Below are 16,705 nucleotides of genomic sequence, written 5' to 3'. Positions count from 1 at the left end.
TTGAGAAAAACTATACCTGCACAAAAAAGCATTGTCGTTTATATGGCCGCATGTTTCTTTTTACACTTTATTTGCGATTTCATAACATGGCCAATTCTTACCGGCCTTCAAATGCAAGTTTAAAAATGGGAAAGGTGTCGGTAAGGTTAAAATCCACTGAGGCCAACCTATCTTTGTGCCGGAAGTAAACAAGAAACTATGTACGTATATTACCTTGCGCGAAAAGTCAGCCTTAATGAGTGGCAAGCTTTAGGTTTGAGCCTTCAACCTGACTGGGTGATATACGAAGACGAAACTTTTATCCCCGAAGGGCTTCAGCCTTTGAAAAGCTCCCTCTCTCCTGCCCTGACTAACCAATCTGCCGCTATCCATCAACAATGCCTTAAGGACGTTGCTGCATTAGCTTATACGATCACCAACAACGGGCAAACCTTGATCGAAAATTTGTCTTTTGAACAAACCGAACATTGGTTTTACCTCCGCATGTCGTTGTTTTACCGCTACCAAAGTGTGGTTGTAGCAGCCGAAAGGGTGAAAAATGCGCTCTTTAAGGTGATACCCGAACAAATACAAGTCGAAAACTTGCATGTTTTTCATGTTCACACTTCCCTGCCTTCACTGCTTCCCGGTTTACCGGTTCAAAACCATTTACCGGCAAAACCTGCTACCCAAAAGACTTCTTCAGGGCAAATATTGCATTACCTGATCCTGTTTTTAATTCGTGCAATTTTGGGTTTTTGGCAATTAAGGCTCTTGATTTCCCGAACACCCAAAAACATATTGGTAACAGACCCCGAACTGCTTCAGGAGATGGCTTCCATTAATTCGCCCGATTCAACCATCCTAACCGATACTTATTTTAGCTACCTGTTGGAAACCGTTAAAAACCGTTCCGATTTTTTAATCCTCTCTGAAATTCAACCGCCAAGGTTAGAAAATGCACGTCTGCGCCAATTTTCCCGAAAACTAATCTTTCCTGCATACCGCGGTAAAACGTTGAACTTTGATGTATTTACCTTTCTAACATTGCTAAATCCACTGACCTATATTCAACTCTACCGGGTTTATCGAAAGCTGAAAGCAATACAACCTCACCTCGGTTTAAGTCCGGCAAACCAATGTTTGTACCGGTTATTACCGGGTGCTTATCCGCTAATATTGCAGGGGGTTTTCCGGCACAGAGCAGCCCGTTTGTTTGCCCGTCTTGCAAAGGTTAGTGCGATTTGCTCACCAAACGAACATGCCGTTAACAACAAACCCATTATGAACGAGGTAAAAAAAAACGGTGCAACAACTATTGGCATACAACACGGCACGCTTTCGGTTTTTTACCAATGCCATCATCCGTCCGACAGGGGCTATCAACATCTTCCGCATCATACCATTTTTTGGGGTGAAGAATATCTTCGACAAGTCAGGAATATCAACCCGGACTATCATTCCGAAAACTCCGTATGCCTTGGTCAATTGAGAACCGATGCCATTGCTTCGCTTGCGCAAACAGCAAAAAAAAGCAGGATACATCCTCAATTAGAGGATGACCGCCCTTTAATTCTTTACCTTTCCCAACCTTTGGTAGGCACTGAACAGCCTTTGCGCCAAACACTTGCCACCGATTTTTTACTCCTCAAACAACATTATCCCGATTTTCAGTTTGCCATCAAACCCCACCCTTTGGAAACCGATCATCGCTTTTTTTATCAGATTGCCCAACAAACCGGACACCAACCCTTGTTGCTGCTCACACAGGAACTTTATCTGCTTTTGGCTGTGGCCGATATTGTCATTACCTATCACAGCACGGCAGGTGCCGAAGCGGTTTATTTCAAAAAACCGCTTTTAGTGGCCGACTATCATCACAACGATGCTGCCGGATATATCAAAGAAGGAGTGGGCTTGGGGTTTCATAATGGCGGGGAGCTGACCGCGCTTTTGGGTGATGTAATACATCAGCGCCGTAAAATAGATCCTGAAAAACAGGAGCAGTTTATCGCCAATCGCGCCTATAAAATAGACGGGAAAACCGCAGAAAGATATTTGAGTTTTATTCTTTCGGTACAGCCTGTGGAAAACGGAAAGGTTTAAATAAAACAAACCGGTCAAAGCCGGTTGATTGGATTTTGGTAAAGGGGGCAATTATTCTAATGTGCCGAATTTGCTCAGCACATCTCCGCTGAACAACAAGGGGAGGAGGGTTTTTACGGAAGGAATAACCAACACTTTTTCGTGTTTACCCAACAGGTAAACCTTGATGTTTTGCCCTGTTTTTTGCTCATATTCAGCAGCTACCTGCCGGCAGGCTCCGCAAGGTGCAACCACCTGATCAAAATCGGTATGGGAATAATTTACCGTAACTGCAAGGGCTTTAACCGGCACTTCGGGATGGGTTGCCGAAGCATAAAACAAAGCCACCCGCTCGGCGCATAAACCGCTGGGATAGGCTGCATTTTCCTGATTATTGCCCGAAATCATCACCCCGTTCTCCAGCAAAACGGCAGCGCCTACCTGAAATTTTGAGTAGGGAGCATAGGCCTGAAAACAGGCTTGTTGTGCTAATCTGAACAGGGTTATCTCTTCCTGATCAAATGCGCTGTATTGTTCGTGTAGTACATATACCGCATTAAAGGTGATTTTTTTCATGTTAAAGAAGTAGGAGTGTTCTAATCTTGTGGAGTTATTCTTGAGTATATTCCGGATTTTGCGAAAACCGACCTTAAAAACCGATAGAAGATTTGGGATTTAATAGTCAGACAAAAACTATGGACAAATCATACCAGTTCCACCGCTTTGTAATGCGTTTCATTAATGGCACTGATGATGGATTCTTTACTGACAATATCGGCATCAAACTCTACCGTAGCGGTACTTGAAGGGATATCGGTTTCGGTTTTTAGGATTCCGTTTAACGTATTTATGCTATTGCTGACATAGTTGGTACAGTGCTTGCAGGTCATTGTATCAACTTTAATTATTACTTTTTGAGGACTCATATTGCGGGATGTGGTAAAATAATGAATAGGATGGCTCAAAATTAGTATTTTAGCGGCGGTTTGCCAAACGGCGGCTAATTGTTTAGAGAGTTGGTTTTGCGCTGTTTTTTTAGCTGAACAGGAATGATGTGGTTTTTTTCTTTGTGTTTTATACAACATTGTTACCTTATCAAGGTTCATTTATTCATCTAAAGTTGATTTTGCTTGCAAACTAATCCGGGCATCGGTTTTTTGGAATTCCATATCTGGGATTTGATTGACATTGTGTTGGTGGGCTTGCTCATCTTCCGGCTGTACAAACTGCTCAGGGGCACTTTGGCATTCAATATTCTGATTGGGGTCTTATTGATTTACCTGATGTCGGCAATCGTAGGTTTGCTGGAAATGAAAATGCTGACCAATATTTTGGGGCAGTTTGTCGAAGCCGGTTTTATTTTGTTGGTCATTTTGTTTCAACAGGAAATCCGCCGGTTCTTGTTTTACCTTGGTCGGGGCAGTGGAATCGGAAAAAACAAAGTTTGGCTATGGTTTTTAAACCGTGATGCCCCAACTCAAAAACAAGAGCTAAAAGAAGAGGTGATGCGGGCAATCAACAATATGTCGAACACCAAAACAGGGGGGCTGTTGGTATTTACCGATGCTTCAGAGAAAAATTTCTTTTCCGACACCGGGGTAACCATTAACGGGGAAATCAGCAGTAAACTGATTGAAAGCATATTTGACAAAGGCAGCCCCCTTCACGATGGGGCGATGGTGATTGCCGAAAACAGAATTTTGGCCGCCGGATGTGTGTTGCCGGTTTCTGAAAATCCCGATTTGCCCACACGAGTCGGTATGAGACATCGCGCCGCTACGGGCATTACCGAAAAAATTGACGCTTTTGTGGTGGTTATTTCTGAACAAACCGGACGTATTTCGGCGGCTCAAAAAGGAAAACTGACAATGAACATCACCCAAAACGCACTGTCTGAAATTTTGGAACAGGCATTGATATAATAGCTCCTGTATGGGAGAATGTTGACCTAAAGTTCCGAAATGGAGATGTTACAAATCTCTTCCAGCGTTTGTGATTTTGCTTTTTCGATCCGATCCATTCGTTTTTGGAACTGATCCATGGCATAGTCTAAAAACATTTCCAATTTTAAGCCAAAAGGCAATACTTCATAAACGCCGATGCCTTCCATAATTACTCCAATGGCCGGTTCGAGCAGTTCGTTCATGCGGTCTTCGATGGCTTTCCATACCGTTTCGCCATGTTCGGCCGTCAGTCTTGAAAGCAGAAAAACCCCGTAGGCAATATGACGGGATTCATCTTGTTTCAGTTTTCCGACAAAATCGAGCATCCCCGGAAAAATATTCATGTTTTTCAATACCGAATAGTAGGCATGGTAACCTGTTTCGGCTAAAACCCCTTCGACAATCATGTTGTAGGTAACAGAAGCCCTGGCCTGAGCAATGGGGGAGCTGTCATATTGCAAAGCACTCATCACCTGCGGCAATTCCTGCGAAAAAATGGTATGATAACTCGGTGTATAATAACGGCTTAAATCTCCGGCATCGGGACAAACTTTGGAAAAAAAGCGGTTAAACCCATCTACATGTTTGGCTTCTTCCCACAAAAACGAGGTCAGAAACATTTCCTCTTCCAACCTTCCTTCTTTTGCAATGACCATGATAAGGGGTAACAAATCGAGCGTAACAGCTTCTTCACCTGCCTGAAACAGGGTTGTCAACCTCAACACCACATCTTTTTCAAGGTCATCCAAATGTTTCCAGTCTTCTGCGTCCTGATCAAAAACGAGGTCGTTGGGATTCCATATCCCGTAGCGTTTTGCTTTTTGCCATAACCGCATGGCAGGAAGACGGTGGTTTAATCTTTTTTCGCCGGTTGTAATAAAAGATGTTCGCATAATATTTGATTTTGTATGTCAGATTTGTTCTAACCGGTTCGTTTTCAACAATCACGGCAGACGGGCTTTTAATTTTTTCCGTTTAAAAGCGATTTCATTTTAGCCAGGGTGTTAAACGGAACGTCAATGACCGAAGAATTGGCCAACCATGCGGGAATACTTCCTCCGGCACTGGGTTTGCCTTCGTAAACTATTTGGGTGCTTTTGGCATCTTTGGGGGTCAGTTTCCAATAACCCTTAAAACTTGGAACCCGTACCCTTCCGCTTTTAGCCGGTATATAGTCGGGAGCTGCGGCTAATTCTATCAAAATGACCCCCGTTGTTTGTTTGGTAATTTTTGTTTTAATCACACTGTCCCTGTCATTTACCGGCCAAGGGGCATCAGTAACGTTGTACTGGTATAATTCGGTGTCTGAAATGCGTTTGAGCACTTTGTTTTCAATACAACTCGGCATCCAGGAAGCGTAGTTTTCAAAATTGCTGAGCAGGGTAAACACATCATTTACAGAGGCTGAAATGGTGGTTTCTCCTCTGTATTCTTTCATTTCGCCGCTGTTTTTTCGGGTAAACACTTTTATCCCGTTTTGTTCTTTGGCAATTTCCCAGTCGTTTTGGGGCAAAACTGTAAATGCAAGGGCAAAACTGCTGACGATTAACAATAAAACAAGGGAGCGAAACGAAACAGATGGATTCATGAGAAAATACAAAAGGTTTAGGATGAGAGAAGTGATAAAGACAAGGTAAGTAGATAGTATTTTTTGGATAATAGTTTAATCCGGTACGTAAAAGTAAAGCGATTTGTTAAAACAGACAAATATAATTGTTTAGTATTTCGGATAATTGGCTTAAAATTGTTCCGGAATTTTAGTATTAAAACGAACTCATTATGAAAAAGTTATCCATACTGCTTGTTTTGTTATCGGGATTTCAGGTTTTTGCTCAAATCATACCCATCAACAGGCAGGTGGACTGGACCATATCAGGGCTTGATTTTATGTTGCCCAATCCGCAAACCATAGTCAATGTGATTGAACTCGGCGCAACCGGAAACGGAACAACCAACGATTCTCCTGCCATTGCCGCTGCCATCGCTTCTTTGTCCGGTGCGCCGGGGGTGGTTTATTTTCCGGCAGGAAATTACCGTTTATTGTCAACCATTTCTTTGCCCTCCGGTGTGGTGTTGCGGGGTGAAAGTGCGCAAACTTCGAGGCTTTTATTTGACCAGTCCAGTTCAGGGGTCAATGGAATCAACATTGGCGGTTCGGCTTCCGGCAGTTTTGTGGCCATTTCTTCGGGCTATACCAAAGGCTCTGTTGCAATTACTGTCGAAAACGCGGCTTCTTTTACTGTTGGAGGCTATGCCGAACTGGTTCAGGACAACAATCCGGCATGGGATACAGCACCGGCATCATGGGCGGACAACTCAAAAGGTCAAATCGTCAGAATTTCGGGAATAGAAGGGAATGTATTGAATTTGGCGTATGCGCTGAGGATAGATTATGATGCCGGATTTGCTCCCCGAATCAGACCGATCACTCCTGCTTCCAATATCGGGATTGAATGTTTGTACTTAGAGCGGGTTGCCGACAGCGGAACCGGTGCCGGATACAATATCAGTTTTAATTTTTCGGCAAATTGCTGGGTAAAAGGGGTACATAGCAACAAAAGTGTAGGCGCTCATATTTCTATCACCGCAAGTACCGATATCGAAGTATCGGGGTCTTATTTTCACCATGCCTTTACCTACGACGGCAGCGGAACCCGGGGTTATGGGGTGATGCTCAACCATCATAGCGGGCAATGTCTGATTGAAAACAACGTGTTTGAACATTTGCGCCATGCCATGTCCATCAAACAGGGGGCAAACGGAAATGTGTTAGCCTACAACTATGCCTTTGACGGGTACAGAAGCGAGTTCCCCAACAATTTTGCCGCCGATATTTCTTTGCATGGCCATTATGCTTTTGCCAATTTGTTTGAAGGTAATATTTGTGAACTGTTTTGGATTGACGATTATTGGGGTCCATCCGGCCCATACAATACCATGTTTAGAAACCGGTTTACCACCTATGGGATTTATATGTCCTCATCAGGCTCGAATATGCAGCATTTTGTGGGCAACGAAGTAACAAGCACCGCCCTTCTTCAGGGTTTTTATACCATCACCGGCAGCAATCATATTCAACACGGCAACAACATCAAAGGAACGGCAACCCCTTCGGGCACCGGAACGGTGAATGATATTTCTTATTACCTGACTCAGGCTCCTGAATATTGGAACATTGCCGGTACCTGGCCTACAATTGGGTATCCCAACGCCCTCAACAGTGGAACCAATCCGGCAAAAACCCGTTTTTTGGCCGGTGAACTGACCGTTTGCCCTGTCCATATTCCTCCTGTCAGGGTGCAGGCTCAGGTGTTGCTTCAGGGAGCCTATATTACCGAAGGCCAAATGCACAACACCCTTCGCACCAACAATCTGTTGCCTTTGCAACAACCTTTTAACCGCCCGCCCTGGAACTATGCCGGCGAAGAGAGTGTCATTTCTGCAAGCGAAATCCCCGCCAACACCACCGATTGGGTTTTGCTGGAAGTGCGGAATCCTTCCAACCCCTATCAGGTCATAGAGCGCCGCGCCGCATGGCTGCTCCAAAACGGAACGATCGCCGATTTGGACAACGAACCCGATGGAGTCGTATTTTATACCCTGACCCAAAACGCCCCTTATTATATTTCTGTCCGAACCCGCAATCATCTGCCGGTTATGAGTGCCAATCCGGTCAACCTGCCCAATCTTGTGCCCCACGATTTCACCAACCCCGCACAGGTAAAAATGGGCAGTTCCCAACTTGTTTTTATGGGCAATTCCGATTATGCTTTATTTGCAGCCGATATCAATGCCAACGCCATCATCAACGTTCACGACTACGACCAGTATGCGGTTCAGGTCAGTACAACCCCTCCTGTTTATGACCCGGCCGATTGTAATTTAGATGGGAACATCAATCTTCAGGATTTTACCCTGTTCCGTCAAAATGCAGGCATCATAGGCGTTTCGGAAATGCGGTAAGGTGAATATTGAATTGGCATAGCTTTAAGAAAAGACTCCTTATGGACTACATGCTTCTGCCAACTTGCACCCCAAAAAAAACAAATGAAAAAATCAGACAACAATCAAAGGAAAAACTCAGCAAATTTGGGTTCAAACTAAAAATGCAGGATGAAATTTGTAGATGTCAAAAATGATATAGCCTTCAGAAAGATGTTCGGCAACGAGAAAAAGACCAACATTCTGATTTCGTTTCTAAATGCCGTTCTGAAATTGGAAGGCGACCAAAGAATAGAAGAGGTAACGATCATCAACCCGTATCTTTTGCCGAGGGTAGCAGGAGAAAATGCATCCGTCATAGCTATAAGGGCAAAAGATAAAAAAGTGAGACAGTTTGTGATTGAGATGCAAATGGCTGATGTTGACGGGTTCGACAAAAGGGTACAATACTACGCATCCAAAGACTATTCGACGCAAATTGACCGAGGTGAACAATATCCACTGTTGAAACCGACCTATTTTATAGGGATATTGGACTTTGATTTTTTTGAAAGTGCCGAATATTTGTCCAACCATTTAATTTTGAACGAAAAGACCTATGAACACAAATTGAAAGATATTCAGTTCACGTTTATCGAGTTGAGGAAATTTGATAAAAAGGCAGATGAAATGGAAACACTGACAGATAAGTGGATATTTTTTATCAAGAATGCAGAGAAACTGGAGGTTATTCCGGAGAATACAGATGACGAAGGTCTGGTAGAAGCGTATAAAGATGCGGATAAACATAGTTGGAAGAAAGAGGAACTGATAGCGTATGACAACGCTTCGATTGCCGAACAGGATGAACGGGGGAGATTGATAGCAGCAGAAAAGAAGGGCAAGACAGAGGGTAAGTTAGAAGAAAAGGAAGGAGTGGTAGAAAGATGTCTTGAAGAAAACATGTCGCCCGAATTTATATCAAAGATTGTAAATCTGCCGGTTTCGGAGGTCAAACAAATGATAGAGAAAATTAAGAAAAGAAAGTGAGCAATGAACCAATTACAGAACAGCATGATGCTGAACAAAAATACAGGCAATGTTTACCCTTGATTTCTAATCTGCCAAATATTAAACCTCAACCCAAAAGGGTCTTCCACATAACAATCCCTGCCAATCCCTTCCCAACGTATGATTTTACAGCCATTATTCAGCAAATATTCCTTTGCTTGTTCCAAATCTTCCACAAACAACTCCATGACCAAACCCGAAACCTGTTCGTCTTTTTGGATAAACATCCGCAAAGAGTTTGCATCTATTCCGAAAAAATCCGGCTCGTCTGTTCTGTTTTTAAAACCAAGTACATTGGTATAAAACTCAACCGCTTCGTTTGGTTGGGTTGTCTGAACTGCAATATTGGTACTCATGATAAATTTCATATCCTTGAAATTTTACGTTTCCGGTTTTACCTGTTCCTTTTATTCGCTCTGCAAGTTTTTAACCCGAACCCACCTCCAAATAGTAGGTTTTATCGCAATAAACTGGGAATGTTCGAAAAAGTGTGTCAAAAGCGATTATTTTTGAAAATCAAGAGTGGATTTAACATGTTAAATTTAAGAGTACTTTAGTTATATAGTTTTCCACATTTCAATAGCCTACTACTCAAACCCTTCTTTTTTTTGAGTAGTAAAGGCTGTTGGAATGTGGGAAACAACGCTGTTTTCAATTCCTTTACTTCCTACTCATCGGTTAGTTAAACATCCACATGCTTTGTAAAACGGTCTTCGAAGCGGGTACGCAATTCGTGTGATACTGAGGTCCAATTTGTAACTTTAGTTTTCCACCCGCCTCTCCCATATATCAGGATGAGATAAATTTGTTTGACTAAAGCCTTGTCGTTTACCCATGAACCTTTGCTTTTCGTTACTTTGCGTATTTGCCGGTGCAAACCTTCCACAGGATTAGTCGTATAAATCATTCGGCGGATATTTGCTCCGAAATCCATAAACACCATTAAATTTGCCCATTCTTGTTCCCAAGCCCTTGCGATACCGGGATATTTCTTTCCCCAGGTTTGCTCAAAACCTGCTAAGGCTGCTCTCGCTTCGGGTTCGCCGGCAGCATTGTATATCTTTTTAAGGTCTGCACTGACTTGCTTAATATCTTTTCTGGCAACAAATTTAGTGCTGCTGCGGAGCATATGGACAATACAGCGTTGGACGAAGGATTGAGGAAAAACCGAAAGTATGGCCTCATCTAAACCGCTAAGCCCGTCTATACAAAAGAATAGCACATCTTCAACACCTCGTTTTTTAAGTCTTCCAGAATCAGACCCCACTCAGAAGCCCCCTCTGTATTGCGAACGTAAATGCCCAATACATCGATTTCCCTCTGCGTCTATTCCATAGACCGAATAAACAGCTCTCTTAGCTGACCGACCACTTTCCCGACTTGTGTAATAAATGCCGTCTAAATAGACCACCACATAAAAGGGTAATAAGGCGCGCTGCTGCCACGATGACACCTCCACATGTACCTGGTCTGTTATCTCTGTTATCCACGATACCCCAAACTCTACACCGTATAGCTCCATAAGTTGCAGCTGAATATCCCGATAACTGTTCCCATAAGCATACATCATCAGAACCTGTTGCTCTAAGCCTGTACCCAACTCACGCTCCCATTTCCCTACAATAATCGGACTGAACTCGCCACGCCTGTCCCGAGGAGGCGAAATCTGCACTGCCCCTAACTCCGTGTTTAAGGTCTTCGAAGTATAGCCGTTCCTGCGATTGCTAACACCCTGCGAACGGTCGGTCTTGATGTGGTTGTCTATCTCGCCTGATAAAGCTGCATTCACCAAACGCTGTACCATACCCGTTAATACGCCTTCTTTGCCTAATAACCGATCCCCAGACGTGAGGCGTTTTATCGCTTCTTTTCAAATGACGGATAATCAAAGTCTTCCAATGGGGAAGCTGATCTACTTTCTCTCTTGTCCTTTTTCATAATTAAAATTTTTATTTCTGTAATTTGTGTTGACACACTTTTTTGAACATTCCCCCAAGGTTTTTTGCAAATGACCATTGACAATGGCTATTCATATTCAACCCTTCAGGTTTTTCACTTTTCACATATTCCCGTAGGTTTCACATACGGCTAATCAAATTTAACCCCTTCAGGGTTTTTTGCAAATGACAATTGACAATTAACCATTGACAATTAACAATGGCTATTCATATTCAACCCTTCAGGTTTTTCACTTTTCACTTTTCACATATTCCCGTAGGTTTCACATACGGCTAATCAAATTTAACCCCTTCAGGGTTTTTTGCAAATGACAATTGACAATTAACCATTGACAGTTAACAATGGCTATTCATATTCAACCCTTCAGGTTTTTCACTTTTCACTTTTAGTTTTTCACTTTTCATTTACCAAAATCTTCCCTGTACTCTCATACCGATCAAACCCGCCCGGAAATGCCAACCGCCATAGATACCTGTATGCCGGGAGGTAACCCATTCATCCAAGCATAAAGTAGCGTGAAAAAAGAGGAATATCAAACAAAACTTTTTATGGAAAATCAAATACAGAGGTTATGTTGGCGGATGTTAACCGGGGTAGAAAAGGAGAGCCTATTAAAAAAAGAAGACAAAAACATGGACAAAAAAACAACTTCAGCCAAGGCATTGATCGAAAATGTGATACTGCGTTCCTTAGAGCTAAACCCGATGGAATTGAATTTTAGTTAAGACCTTGCAAAATTTATCAATGGTTTAATGTCTCCGCTGTCGGCTGCTTTAATGGCACTGAGGTAATTGCTGCGTTGGTCGCCCTGCTTAACCAAATTGCCGGCACCCCATGTATAATGCGGCTGTTTGTAAATCTTCTCAATCACAATATCAGCCATCAGGCGGCTATGCCTGCCGTTGCCGTTAGGAAAACAATGTATGCTTACCAAACGGTGCTTAAAGCGTATGGTAATTTCATCGGGACTGTAAATTCCGTTGGCATACCAAAACTTTACATCATCAAGCAATGTCCATAGCGCAGCAGGAATTTGCCATTTGTCAACTCCAATATTTTTATTCGTTTTGCGAAACTCGCCTGCCCATGCCCATAAGTTGCCAAACATACGCTTATGCACTGCTTCCAAAAATTCTTCGGTGAACACATTTTCTGCTTTGAAAGAACGATTGAGTGACCACAATACTGCTTGTTCAATATTTTGCTGTTCAAACTCGTCCAACTCGCCGCGTGTAGCAATGGTGGGGATTAGCAACCCTTCTTTTTCGTCTTCATCCAACGGTGTTTGCCCGTATATGTACTCTAAATCTAATCCCATAAAGTTTTAGGCATTTCGTTTTTAAGGGTTGTTGCCATTTCCCGAATTGCTTTTTCAATGCGTTGCTTTGTATTTTCCTGGTCTTCCAGTTTCATAGTGTTGCTGGTACGCAAAACAATTTGTATTGCCAGTTCTTTTGCCTTGCGGTCTATCAGTTCTTCCAAACTGCCATCAACCGGAACAAAACCATATACCAACTGCATATCCAAAGCCTTAGCCGCTTCCCGAAGGGATTTGATGGTAATGGAGCCGTTTTTTTCTCTGCGTTCAACATCCTGCACACTTTGTTTGGTAATGGAAAGGCGGTTGCCCAACTGCTGCATACTCATTCCAAGTGCAGTACGGATAGCTTTTATCCACCCTGTAGGCGGTGGGGCTACCTTTTGCAGGCTTGCATAAGCCCGCATTTTACTGTTAAGTTGCTGTATCTGTAATGACTTTTTGCCCATGATAGTAAAGTTATGCTTTGACTAAACGAGGGCAAATGTACGGATATAATCTGACAAACAATAATAAAAAGTAAGCCTTTGGACTGACTTTATTTTTCTTTCCCACCCCTGTTCCAACTTATCACATTTTAGAATTTCAACAATAAAGAGTGATGGTTTTTACTTATACAGGCCATTCATATTGAGCAAGCATGTTTTTTCAGTCTATATGGCAGTGTTCAAATCCTTGTAAAAAGTGCAAAAATCCGATGTATGGCAGACTTGCAGGTTGTTGTTGCCAGACTAAAAACGGTTTGTTATCTTGAAGTTTTGCCTTCAGTTCTTTCTCAAAACAGCTAAAAACAGAATGACATTTTGCCGCCATCTGTAAACTTCATATCCCCTGAATGCCTAAAACAGTGTATCTTGGCCACATATTTCCATCAAACCGGACTTTTACCATGTTCGATGCCTATGTGATTGATGCAGTGCGCACTCCGATTGGAAGTTATGGAGGAGTACTCAGCAGTGTTCGCCCTGACGATTTGGCGGCAACTGTGATAAAAGCTCTGTTGCAGCGAAACCCCGCTATACGACCGGCAGATATTGAAGATGTGATTTTGGGTGCGGCCAATCAGGCGGGCGAAGATAACCGCAATGTGGCCAGAATGGCGCTGCTTTTGGCCGGTTTGCCCATAGAAACCGGCGGTGTTACGGTCAACCGTCTTTGCGCTTCGGGATTGCAGGCAATTATGGATGCAACAAGAGCAGCCAAATTGGGAGAAGGGTTGGCCTTTATTGCAGGAGGCTCGGAAAGCATGAGCCGCGCGCCTTTTGTGATGCCAAAGTCCGATACTCCTTTTAGCAGGCAAGCCCATATTTACGACACCACGATGGGATGGAGGTTTATAAACCCCGAACTTTCGAGATTGTACCATCCTTATACAATGGGCGAAACCGCCGAAAATGTGGCCAAGGCATGGAACATCAGCAGATTGGAACAAGACGAATTTGCCTTAGCTTCTCAGGAAAAATACTGGAAAGCTTTTGCCGAAGGGAAGTTTACCTCCGAAATAGTGCCCGTGGAAGTACAGCTAAACAAGAAAGTTCCCCCTTCATATATCGCCACCGATGAACATCCCCGCCAAACATCTGCCGAAAAGCTGGCAAAACTCCCTCCTGCTTTTATCAAAGACGGAACGGTAACGGCAGGCAACTCATCGGGCATTAACGACGGTGCTGCTGCGTTGCTCATTGTGAATGAAGCGATGGTCAAACAACATCAATTGACCCCCTTAGCAAGGGTTGTCAGCATGGCTGTGGCAGGAGTACATCCCCAATATATGGGCATAGGGCCGGTTCCGGCAACCAACAAAGCCCTTCAACGAGCCGGGCTAACCATATCTGATATTGACCTGATAGAACTGAACGAGGCATTCGCAGCGCAAGCCATTGCCTGTATGCGCGACCTGAATCTGAACCCCGGCCTTGTCAATGTGAATGGCGGAGCAATCGCCCTGGGGCATCCCCTCGGATGTTCGGGAGCCAGGATTAGTGCAACCCTATTGCATGAACTTCAAAGGCGGCCAAATGCCCGATATGGTTTGGCGACTATGTGTATCGGGGTGGGCCAGGGTGCCGCCGTTATCTACGAAAAATGCTAAAACCCCATTTTACAGGCTGTTTTGTAACTCGGTTCAACAATTATCTGCTATCTTTGCAAACCTTTAAGGGGTAAGTTTTTTCAACAAACATGCACAAATCTTACAACCTGCCGGATTAACCTTGAAACCATGCGATCAGTTTTTTAAATTTATAGTCTGAATATCCGGCAAAAACGATTTTACAGACCTAACTTTTTTCAAATGATTAAGGATAAAATAGCCTTTTGGGGCGCAAACGAAAATGATGCAGAATGTTTGGTGATTGTCCGTCTTCGGCTTGCCGATGATATTATAGATGTATGGACACTTCCCAAAGAAACCATCACAGACGAGTTTGAGAAAAAGGCATTGGAAAACACGGATCAGATTGATTTGACACAACTGCCCGAAAACCACACCTATATCGAACGCTCGGTGATGGAAGAAAACCTGCTGCCGGACGAGGTTAAAACCCGGAACACCGATTTGGTCAAACTTGCCGAAACCCAATGGCGGGTAAGGGTTTTGTCGAACAAATTATCCCAGAAACTGACCAAGGAAATTGACGGGCTTGTAGAACAGGTAAAATCTCTGACCGAATACGACAACGAAATGTGGCAACTCACCAAAGCCTTTTGGGACAAGGTGAACAACTATTTTCAGGAAAAAGACCTGACCCGCGAACATACAGGGTGGTTGCGCGACAAGATAAACGAGGCGTTTGATATATTGAAATCCCTGCGCAAAGAAGCCAACCACGAGGCCAGACAAGCCGTCGAAACCATACAAGCCCGGATTCAGAAAATCATGGAATCTGTTTCACCGAACCAAAACCTGAATGTCATTTTTGATAAACTAAAGGGATTGCAGGATGAATCCAACCGGCTAAGACTTGCCGGAGCTTTACGCGAACAACTGAGGGTGCTGTTTAATGATGCCTTTACCTTAGTGAAAGAAGAAAGGCAAAAAGGCAACCTCCGCCGGATTGAACACCGGATTAGAGGGGTGAAAGATATTATTGCGAGAAGCGAAAAAACAATCAGAGACGACAGAAACGACCTACAGTTTCAGCATAACCGCCTCAAAACTACCGATGGCAAATTAGAAGCGCAACTTCGGGAAGCCAAAATTAAAATGATTACCACCCAATTAGAGGCGAATGAAGCTAAACTGAAAGAAATGCAGGAGGTGTTGAACGACCTGAACAGACAATTGCAGCAGGAACAGAAAAAATTGGAGAAAGTCCAACCAAAAGAAAAAGAAAAGCCGGAACCGGTAAAACAACCCGAAGGCAACAAACATCACCAAAAAAACAAAAAGCCGGTAAAGCAAAACAAAGACGAGAGCAAAGAAGCCGTTTCTTCGTCAGAAAATCCGGTTGTGCCGGTGCTTGAAGACTTTGAAAATGAGGAAAACGCGAACAGCATGCCTGCCCCTGACATAGCAACAACTCAGGAATCGGGCAACGAAGAAACCATTGCCGGAGATAATGCCGAACAGGTATCTGAAGAAACAACTACCGTTGAAGACAAAACAGAAACTCAGGATATTTCCGAAAATTCCGAATCGGAAACACCCCCTTCTGACGGAACCCCTGCCCATCACAGCGTTTCCGATAACCATCATCATTTTTACAGCCCTATCGAGGAAAGTGATATGGAGTTGTTTGAGGAACAAAAAGAGGTTACTCCCAAAAACTCCGAAGAATTTTCGGACGGTGAAGGTTTGTACAATTTTGATAAAGAAGGGGAATAGTTTTAAATTAACGGGTGGGAAATATCCCCTGTACCCACACTCATCGCAAAAAAACAAACGGCAGGATTACAATGCCGGATAAATTTTTTGAAACTGCCGGTTTTGTAAAATTACCCGGCGGTTTACTTTTTCTGCTGCTATCAGGCAAGAAGGCGAGCTATTCAGGTCAGGTTTTAAGAACAAACAGACTGTTGGTTGTCGGCAATATGAAGCCAATGACCGACCTGCCATATATCTGAATTGGAAGTGTTGTTATTTCCAAAAAGTATTTATCCGGGTATTTTGTGTTGTTTAGGGTTAGGTATAACAGGGTAATTTGCATTAACCGGATTTTTGGTTACCGTCTGTTTGCCCGCCTTTAACTTGCGAACGTGATGAACAAAAAGTTGCCTGATTACCCCATTTAAACGCTGTTCGGGGCAAAAAACAAGGGGTGCAATGGTTTATTGCAGGGGTACATTGGTTCATTGCAGAGGTGCAATCAGTCAATGCAGAGGCGCAATAGTTCTTTGCAGGGGCGATATGGTTCAATGCAAGGGCACAACGTCTCTAAACATAGTCGCAATGGTTCAATGCCGAGGCACAACGGTTCATTGCAGGGAT

General features: G+C 43.4%; 17 protein-coding genes and 1 pseudogene. 8 read left to right on the top strand and 10 right to left on the bottom strand.

All coding sequences use genetic code 11. The features are described 5' to 3' along the window. Positions 1-198: 198 nt before the first annotated feature. Entirely contained in the window at positions 199-2,085 is a 1,887-nt protein-coding gene (locus tag IPM47_04885) for a hypothetical protein (GenBank protein ID QQS30286.1), read from the top strand. A 51-nt stretch (positions 2,086-2,136) separates the two neighbouring features. On the opposite strand, the gene IPM47_04880 is transcribed toward IPM47_04885, so the two are convergent. Next, on the bottom strand, positions 2,137-2,640 hold the full coding sequence (locus tag IPM47_04880) for a cytidine deaminase (GenBank protein QQS30285.1): 504 nt from the start codon (positions 2,638-2,640) through the stop codon (positions 2,137-2,139). 128 nt (positions 2,641-2,768) lie between these two features. Continuing rightward, positions 2,769-3,170, bottom strand: coding sequence for a heavy-metal-associated domain-containing protein (locus IPM47_04875; protein QQS30284.1), 402 nt, complete (start codon positions 3,168-3,170; stop codon positions 2,769-2,771). Positions 3,171-3,194: 24 nt separating this feature from the next. Between IPM47_04875 and IPM47_04870 the strand changes: the two genes are divergently transcribed. Further along, the gene (locus IPM47_04870) at positions 3,195-3,986 is read left to right on the top strand and encodes a TIGR00159 family protein (GenBank protein ID QQS30283.1); all 792 of its coding nucleotides are present in this window, start codon (positions 3,195-3,197) and stop codon (positions 3,984-3,986) included. 26 nt (positions 3,987-4,012) lie between these two features. Here IPM47_04870 and IPM47_04865 read toward each other — a convergent pair whose 3' ends face one another. After that, positions 4,013-4,900, bottom strand: coding sequence for a R2-like ligand-binding oxidase (locus IPM47_04865; GenBank protein ID QQS30282.1), 888 nt, complete (start codon positions 4,898-4,900; stop codon positions 4,013-4,015). A 68-nt stretch (positions 4,901-4,968) separates the two neighbouring features. Next, the gene (locus tag IPM47_04860) at positions 4,969-5,595 is read right to left on the bottom strand and encodes an START domain-containing protein (GenBank protein ID QQS30281.1); all 627 of its coding nucleotides are present in this window, start codon (positions 5,593-5,595) and stop codon (positions 4,969-4,971) included. A gap of 191 nt (positions 5,596-5,786) precedes the next feature. Here IPM47_04860 and IPM47_04855 point away from each other — a divergent pair, with 191 nt between their 5' ends. Both IPM47_04855 and IPM47_04850 read left to right on the top strand, forming a co-directional pair. Beyond that, positions 5,787-7,970, top strand: a complete 2,184-nt coding sequence (locus tag IPM47_04855; GenBank protein ID QQS30280.1) for a hypothetical protein — start codon at positions 5,787-5,789, stop codon at positions 7,968-7,970. 150 nt (positions 7,971-8,120) lie between these two features. Further along, a complete protein-coding gene (locus IPM47_04850; GenBank protein ID QQS30279.1) occupies positions 8,121-8,978 on the top strand; it encodes an Rpn family recombination-promoting nuclease/putative transposase in 858 nt (285 codons plus the stop codon). A gap of 53 nt (positions 8,979-9,031) precedes the next feature. Here IPM47_04850 and IPM47_04845 read toward each other — a convergent pair whose 3' ends face one another. The 3 genes from IPM47_04845 to IPM47_04835 all read right to left on the bottom strand — a co-directional run bounded on the left by IPM47_04845 (position 9,032) and on the right by IPM47_04835 (position 10,803). Next, positions 9,032-9,367 (bottom strand): VOC family protein, encoded by a 336-nt coding sequence (locus IPM47_04845; protein ID QQS30278.1) that lies wholly within the window; start codon positions 9,365-9,367, stop codon positions 9,032-9,034. Positions 9,368-9,681: 314 nt separating this feature from the next. Next, positions 9,682-10,266 (bottom strand): transposase, encoded by a 585-nt coding sequence (locus IPM47_04840; protein ID QQS30277.1) that lies wholly within the window; start codon positions 10,264-10,266, stop codon positions 9,682-9,684. Beyond that, a complete protein-coding gene (locus IPM47_04835) occupies positions 10,267-10,803 on the bottom strand; it encodes a transposase (GenBank protein ID QQS30276.1) in 537 nt (178 codons plus the stop codon). A 703-nt stretch (positions 10,804-11,506) separates the two neighbouring features. On the opposite strand from IPM47_04835, the gene IPM47_04830 reads away from it, so the two are divergent. After that, positions 11,507-11,683 (top strand): hypothetical protein, encoded by a 177-nt coding sequence (locus IPM47_04830; GenBank protein ID QQS30275.1) that lies wholly within the window; start codon positions 11,507-11,509, stop codon positions 11,681-11,683. On the opposite strand, the gene IPM47_04825 is transcribed toward IPM47_04830, so the two are convergent. Both IPM47_04825 and IPM47_04820 read right to left on the bottom strand, forming a co-directional pair. Beyond that, on the bottom strand, positions 11,680-12,276 hold the full coding sequence (locus IPM47_04825; GenBank protein ID QQS30274.1) for a mobile mystery protein B: 597 nt from the start codon (positions 12,274-12,276) through the stop codon (positions 11,680-11,682). The genes IPM47_04830 and IPM47_04825 overlap by 4 nt on opposite strands. Next, a complete protein-coding gene (locus tag IPM47_04820; protein ID QQS30273.1) occupies positions 12,267-12,725 on the bottom strand; it encodes a mobile mystery protein A in 459 nt (152 codons plus the stop codon). The genes IPM47_04825 and IPM47_04820 overlap by 10 nt, the downstream gene beginning before the upstream one ends. Positions 12,726-13,165: 440 nt before the next feature. Here IPM47_04820 and IPM47_04815 point away from each other — a divergent pair, with 440 nt between their 5' ends. Beyond that, a complete protein-coding gene (locus IPM47_04815) occupies positions 13,166-14,368 on the top strand; it encodes an acetyl-CoA C-acyltransferase (GenBank protein QQS31385.1) in 1,203 nt (400 codons plus the stop codon). Between the two features lie 63 nt (positions 14,369-14,431). Here the strand turns inward: IPM47_04815 and IPM47_04810 are convergent. Further along, positions 14,432-14,500, bottom strand: a pseudogene (locus IPM47_04810) (hypothetical protein). 69 nt (positions 14,501-14,569) lie between these two features. On the opposite strand from IPM47_04810, the gene IPM47_04805 reads away from it, so the two are divergent. Beyond that, entirely contained in the window at positions 14,570-16,102 is a 1,533-nt protein-coding gene (locus IPM47_04805) for a hypothetical protein (protein ID QQS30272.1), read from the top strand. Positions 16,103-16,173: 71 nt separating this feature from the next. Then, positions 16,174-16,341 carry a hypothetical protein gene (locus tag IPM47_04800; GenBank protein QQS30271.1) on the top strand — a complete coding sequence of 56 codons (168 nt, stop codon included), beginning with the start codon at positions 16,174-16,176 and terminating at the stop codon, positions 16,339-16,341. The last annotated feature ends 364 nt before the right edge of the window (positions 16,342-16,705 follow it).

It is taken from the genome of Sphingobacteriales bacterium, from assembly GCA_016700115.1.
In the GTDB taxonomy this organism is placed as follows: Bacteria; Bacteroidota; Bacteroidia; order Chitinophagales; family UBA2359; genus UBA2359.
The sequence above is the reverse complement of the archived record's forward strand: the minus strand, read 5'-3'. Positions and strand labels throughout refer to the sequence as shown.

Excerpts from the sequence above, each read along its gene's own strand:
- IPM47_04860 (QQS30281.1), bottom strand. The coding sequence starts at position 5,595 with ATGAATCCATCTGTTTCGTTTCGCTCCCTTGTTTTATTGTTAATCGTC.
- IPM47_04815 (QQS31385.1), top strand. The coding sequence starts at position 13,166 with ATGTTCGATGCCTATGTGATTGATGCAGTGCGCACTCCGATTGGAAGT.
- IPM47_04830 (QQS30275.1), top strand. The coding sequence starts at position 11,507 with ATGGAAAATCAAATACAGAGGTTATGTTGGCGGATGTTAACCGGGGTA.
- IPM47_04845 (QQS30278.1), bottom strand. The coding sequence starts at position 9,367 with ATGAAATTTATCATGAGTACCAATATTGCAGTTCAGACAACCCAACCA.
- IPM47_04865 (QQS30282.1), bottom strand. The coding sequence starts at position 4,900 with ATGCGAACATCTTTTATTACAACCGGCGAAAAAAGATTAAACCACCGT.
- IPM47_04855 (QQS30280.1), top strand. The coding sequence starts at position 5,787 with ATGAAAAAGTTATCCATACTGCTTGTTTTGTTATCGGGATTTCAGGTT.
- IPM47_04880 (QQS30285.1), bottom strand. The coding sequence starts at position 2,640 with ATGAAAAAAATCACCTTTAATGCGGTATATGTACTACACGAACAATAC.
- IPM47_04885 (QQS30286.1), top strand. The coding sequence starts at position 199 with ATGTACGTATATTACCTTGCGCGAAAAGTCAGCCTTAATGAGTGGCAA.
- IPM47_04850 (QQS30279.1), top strand. The coding sequence starts at position 8,121 with ATGAAATTTGTAGATGTCAAAAATGATATAGCCTTCAGAAAGATGTTC.
- IPM47_04820 (QQS30273.1), bottom strand. The coding sequence starts at position 12,725 with ATGGGCAAAAAGTCATTACAGATACAGCAACTTAACAGTAAAATGCGG.
- IPM47_04800 (QQS30271.1), top strand. The coding sequence starts at position 16,174 with ATGCCGGATAAATTTTTTGAAACTGCCGGTTTTGTAAAATTACCCGGC.
- IPM47_04805 (QQS30272.1), top strand. The coding sequence starts at position 14,570 with ATGATTAAGGATAAAATAGCCTTTTGGGGCGCAAACGAAAATGATGCA.
- IPM47_04835 (QQS30276.1), bottom strand. The coding sequence starts at position 10,803 with ATGGTACAGCGTTTGGTGAATGCAGCTTTATCAGGCGAGATAGACAAC.
- IPM47_04825 (QQS30274.1), bottom strand. The coding sequence starts at position 12,276 with ATGGGATTAGATTTAGAGTACATATACGGGCAAACACCGTTGGATGAA.
- IPM47_04875 (QQS30284.1), bottom strand. The coding sequence starts at position 3,170 with ATGAACCTTGATAAGGTAACAATGTTGTATAAAACACAAAGAAAAAAA.